Origin of the sequence: Sulfuricurvum sp., from assembly GCF_049305995.1 — a bacterium.
GTDB lineage: Bacteria > Campylobacterota > Campylobacteria > Campylobacterales > Sulfurimonadaceae > Sulfuricurvum.
On the sequence record NZ_JBAQPS010000190.1, the window covers coordinates 1 to 3,149 of the forward strand.

The window sequence follows — 3,149 nt, forward strand, 5'->3', positions numbered from 1 at the left end:
CTGTTGCCGTCCCTAAATCAGGTTCTTTAGCAATTAGAAAAAACGGCAGTAAAATATACCCCGAAAGTTTAGCAAAATCTTTTATCCCATAACCACCAAGCGGAGGGGGATTACGACTAATTAGATAGGCTAACATAAGGACAAAAGCAGGTTTAATCAATTCTGATGGTTGGATTGTAAAATGGACAAACGGAATTTCAATCCACCGTTTTGCTCCCAAACGAGCATGTCCAACCAGTTCTACTGCTATCAGCAATATAATTCCTAACCAATAGATGATAGGAATTGTCCAAAATAATCGCCGTATAGGTAATAAAAAAAGAAAAATAAATACACTTAATCCAACTGAAACATAAACTAAATGTTTTTGTCCCAACATCGGATGGATTTCATAAATAAGCCAACCTGAAGTAAAAATGAGTGGAATCAGTAAAATAACTGTGATGAAATCAAAGTGTGCTAAAATTCGGCGATCAATATTAAGCACTACGGTCCTTATTTTTTGCTAATTGTAGCATAACAAAGTCATAACAAGACCTCTAATATATACCTATACACGATTTAAAGGAACCCGATTTTGTCTCAAAAAGAAGCCCATTTCACTGTGGAAGAAGCGGTTCGTTTAGATGTTTTTCTAACCCAAAAACTTGAACAAACACGTAATCAGATTACCCAACTCATCGAACAAAACTGTGTCACCGTAGATGGAAAACCAACTCTTAAAGCAGGGCTAAAACTCAAGCTTTTACAAAAAATTTATATCCGCTTTCCTGACCAAAAATCGACTCCGGCTATGGAGATCAATTTTGAGGTTGAAGTGTTATTCGAAGATGATGATATCCTCATCATCAACAAACCCAGTTCACTCACTGTTCACCCTGCTCCAAGCGTCAAAGAACCAACTCTCGTGGATTGGCTCAAACACAAAGGGATCAGCCTTTCTACACTGAGTGGTGAAGAGCGTCACGGTATCGTCCACCGACTTGACCGAGGTACGAGCGGAGCTATGGTGATCGCAAAAAACAACGAAGCGCATGAAGCCCTCTCGATCCAACTCCAAGACAAGAGCATGGGACGTTTTTATCTCGCGGTCGTCACCCCGCCGATGAAAGATGAGATCACAATCATCGACCGCCCTATCGGGCGAAGTGCCCACAATCGTCTTAAAATGGCGATCAGTGAAACCGGCAAAAATGCCAAAACCGAATTTCGAAAACTTCTCCCTAGCCATGATGAGACCGAAGAGATAATCGCCTGTAAACTCTATACCGGACGAACCCATCAGATTCGGGTTCATTTAGAGTCAATCAGCCGGCATATTATGGGAGATCACCTCTATGGAACCTCGGCAAAAAGTGATAAAATGGAACGTATCTTGCTTCATGCTTACAACCTCTATTTCACCCATCCCACGACCAAAGAGAGAGTCAGTTTTACAGCTCCTCTTGCTCCTGTGATGGAAGATTACTTACATAAACATTTTGATTCAAAGGAATTGCATGCACGCATCGATCCGATACGCCTTGAGCGTCTCTTTAGCTCTGAGTCTCTTTAGTGGTTGTGCTCCTCAACCGGTGCCACAAAAAACCGTTACGATAGATTCAACCCTTCCCATTCCTCTCATGAATGGTTTTATTGCGGATATAAATTCCATCGCATTTGAGTGGAAACCGATTGAAGATACCAAAGTGACCGGTTATTATATTTACCGCAATACCCCAGGTAACGAAGATCCAAAACTTCAACGTATCGCAACGATTGATAGCCGTTTTGCAACCCATTTCGTAGACAGTGACGTCAAACCAGGAAATCAATACCAATACCGTTTTGCAACGATGAATAAAGAAGGTAGTGAATCAGCAGGAAGTGAAACCATGGTCGTCGCTACCCAACCGATGATTGCACCGGTAAGTTTTTTTCAATCTGTCGGCAATATGCCTCGCAGTGCAAAATTACTTTGGCGTCCACATCCAAATGGAAAAATTAACGGCTATATTATTGAACGCCAGGATGGAACTGATCAAAAATGGTCTGAAATCGCTGCGATTAAAGGTCGATTAAATGCAGAATTTATCGATCATGAGCTCAAAGACGGTCATGTCTATTTTTACCGCATTAAAGCACTAACGTTTGAAAAGTTATCTACAGATGCAAGTGAGCTGACTAAAGTTGTCACAAAACCGCTTCCTCCAGAAATCAAAAATGTTACCGCTAGCAATGATATTCCACGAGCCATTAATCTCAAATGGGACGCAAGTACAATCAGCGATTTAAGTCATTATAATATCTATCGTTCATCTACTTCAAATGACAAATTTGAGTATTTTGTGAAACTTGAAGCAACCAATTTCACCGATACTATTACTGAAGACGGGAAATTTTATTTTTATAAAATAACCGCTGTAGATAAAGATGGTTTAGAAAGTACGCTTTCACCGATAGCAATTCAAGGTTCAACCCTTGCCAAACCACAAACACCGATTGCCTATGAAGGCAAAATTGTAAACAAAGCGGTTGCCCTTCAATGGAAAAACAGTGATCCACGCACCGTCTCATACACTGTAATAAAAACGACGAAAAAAAGTTGGATAAGTCGTGAAAGTCTGGAAATCAATAATATTACAGAAGCGCTTTTCCATGATATCAATATTAAACCTGATACAGGATACCTGTACGAAATTATGAGTGTTGATAAAAATGGGATTCGTTCCCTTCCGACTACACCTATCGAACTTAGCTACGAGGCAAAATAAAGAATGCCGCATTTACATATCGAATCGTTTAAACCACTTATCCTACCTGCACGATCGGGTGCAGTGGAATTTCTTTTTCAAGCAGACTATAAAGAGCAAAATGGCGGTTCTTTGATCGCTGCACGCTACAAAAATAGAGAGTTTTTTTTAGTCCATAAAAAAGGTGAAACCAAAGAGCTTCTTAAAAGTGATAAAATTACCCGCCCATCGCCAAATTTTATTCTAAAACATGCACTGCTCGCTTATGCTGAATGTGCTGATTTGAATATCATCGATTCTAATATCGATAATGCGCCTGAAAATACTCATCTTAAAACGCATGATGCGCTAAAATCTATCTCTTATTTTGCTGAAAATTTTCCACGTGAACGCGAAGTAAGAATCGAAATCGGCTTC

At 39.9% G+C, this 3,149-nt stretch carries 3 protein-coding genes and 1 pseudogene; 3 read left to right on the plus strand and 1 reads right to left on the minus strand.

Going from position 1 to position 3,149, the window contains the following annotated elements:
* The coding region (locus WA010_RS06490; RefSeq protein ID WP_422556329.1) for an FtsW/RodA/SpoVE family cell cycle protein at positions 1 to 487 on the minus strand (487 nt) is incomplete at its 3' end.
* A 90-nt stretch (positions 488 to 577) separates the two neighbouring features.
* Here WA010_RS06490 and WA010_RS06495 point away from each other — a divergent pair.
* From WA010_RS06495 to WA010_RS06505, 3 genes and pseudogenes are all read left to right on the plus strand, one after another.
* Entirely contained in the window at positions 578 to 1,555 is a 978-nt protein-coding gene (locus tag WA010_RS06495) for an RluA family pseudouridine synthase (protein ID WP_422556330.1), read from the plus strand.
* Positions 1,500 to 2,753, plus strand: coding sequence for a fibronectin type III domain-containing protein (locus WA010_RS06500; RefSeq protein WP_422556331.1), 1,254 nt, complete (start codon positions 1,500 to 1,502; stop codon positions 2,751 to 2,753). Before WA010_RS06495 ends, WA010_RS06500 begins: the two co-directional genes overlap by 56 nt.
* A gap of 3 nt (positions 2,754 to 2,756) precedes the next feature.
* A pseudogene (locus tag WA010_RS06505) lies at positions 2,757 to 3,149 on the plus strand (tRNA (guanosine(46)-N7)-methyltransferase TrmB); the annotation flags it as partial.